Origin of the sequence: Streptococcus parasanguinis (genome assembly GCF_001074805.1) — a bacterium.
GTDB lineage: Bacteria > Bacillota > Bacilli > Lactobacillales > Streptococcaceae > Streptococcus > Streptococcus parasanguinis_A.
The window spans coordinates 1-1,485 of the sequence record NZ_JUPI01000055.1 but is presented as its reverse complement, the minus strand read 5'-3'; the positions used below and the strand labels follow the sequence as shown (position 1 = coordinate 1,485).

General features: G+C 33.9%; 2 protein-coding genes. Both read left to right on the top strand.

Translation table 11 applies throughout. The annotated features are described in order from the left end of the window. The first annotated feature begins 268 nt into the window (after nucleotides 1–268). On the top strand, nucleotides 269–631 hold the full coding sequence (locus ADI76_RS04110) for a hypothetical protein (RefSeq protein WP_042759940.1): 363 nt from the start codon (nucleotides 269–271) through the stop codon (nucleotides 629–631). Between the two features lie 291 nt (nucleotides 632–922). Beyond that, the gene (locus ADI76_RS04105) at nucleotides 923–1,321 is read left to right on the top strand and encodes a hypothetical protein (protein ID WP_049472585.1); all 399 of its coding nucleotides are present in this window, start codon (nucleotides 923–925) and stop codon (nucleotides 1,319–1,321) included. The last annotated feature ends 164 nt before the right edge of the window (nucleotides 1,322–1,485 follow it).

Here is a 1,485-nt window from a genome sequence, read left to right as displayed (position 1 = left end):
AGACGCAAAAGATGCTGTTGAAGGAGCAATCGAAGGCGTTAAAAATATGATTAAAGGTGACGATAAATAGTTGATAATAGTCATCTTTTAGTCCCTAATGACGCATTCTAATTAGCTCCACTATGGAGAATAGAGTGCGTTTTTGATTTTGTGAGATTAATTTGCTATTGTAACAGACATCTTTAAAAATTGCTGTTATCATAGACATTTTCGTAGTATTCCTATAATGGTATTTTGTTATAACATAAACAATTAAGGAGGTATTACATTGGATAAACTATTGATTCTACTATTTTTAACGATTTTGAGTATGCCTTTAATTTCATGCTCTAATCAAAGAAATCAGACTTTGGATGGGGAATATTATTGGGTTAGTGAATCTAGAAATGAACGAGCATTTACTATCTCAGGAAATAAAGGGATACTTGATAGTAGTGTTGCTGACAATTTTGTAATTGATCGAAAGAATGAAACAATTGAGTTAATGGGTTCGCAAATGTTAAACCGTACAACAAGTTATATATATGAAGATGGTGTCTTTACTGTAGATATCTCTGGTGTAGAGCGTGATTATTATAAGAAAGATAGTGAGGCTTATAAGAAGGCACTGAAGGATTTAGATGAAAATTGACCACAATAATTAATCTTTTCTTTTGCTCTTGTCATTTAACGCTTATCCTATACAAAGGGATTAAGCGTTTTTATATTGTGTATCTCCTAGGTCAAGAATTGACTCTCAGTTATCCTAGTGTGTACTAAATCTGACAAAATTGACAAAATTACATAAATTCGATATAATAAATTTATATAAGGATTTGAATCAAATTACTGCAACTAAGAAAGATCCTTTAAATAACAAGCTAGCCTTGTTGCTTGCTGTAAAATAGAAACAAGTTGTATAAATAGAAAGTGAGAATACTATATGAGAATAACAAGTTTTAGAGATATGGACACCACTGAAGATTTTGAATTTGTAGAAGAAAAAATGGGAGAGTACTTCCGTTGGGGGATTGCTGATTTCTATTCGCTTCAACAAGCAACTTATTGGATTGGGGATATCTTGAGAAAAGAACCCAGCGCTAATTTTGAAGTAAGAGCACGACTTTCAGAAGGTGATGATGTAGATGAATATGAAAGAATCGTGTTATACGAAGGTGACCAATGTTTTGATTCTTGGTTCTTGAAAGAGAAAGCAAGTTTCATGGCACCATATTCTATGATACTATTTCTCAATAAGGATACAAATGTGGCGTATGCTATTGAGAAAAATGAATTTGATGAGCCTGGTCATGTGAAATATTTATGTGAGATAAGAAAATAGATGAGGCTGGGACACAAAAGTCCTAGCCTCTCAATTGTCTTTGGATTATCGAGTAAGACGCAGTGGTTGAGTGGGCTCTACTGCGCTGATTTCATCAGCTGTTACAGCCCTACTCAACTGTGCGGAGGTGGGACGACGAAATCGAATTCTAACGAATTACCGAT

What these genes read in the sequence shown, in the direction of transcription:
- ADI76_RS04105 (WP_049472585.1), top strand. Translation starts at nt 923, where the DNA reads ATGAGAATAACAAGTTTTAGAGATATGGACACCACTGAAGATTTTGAA.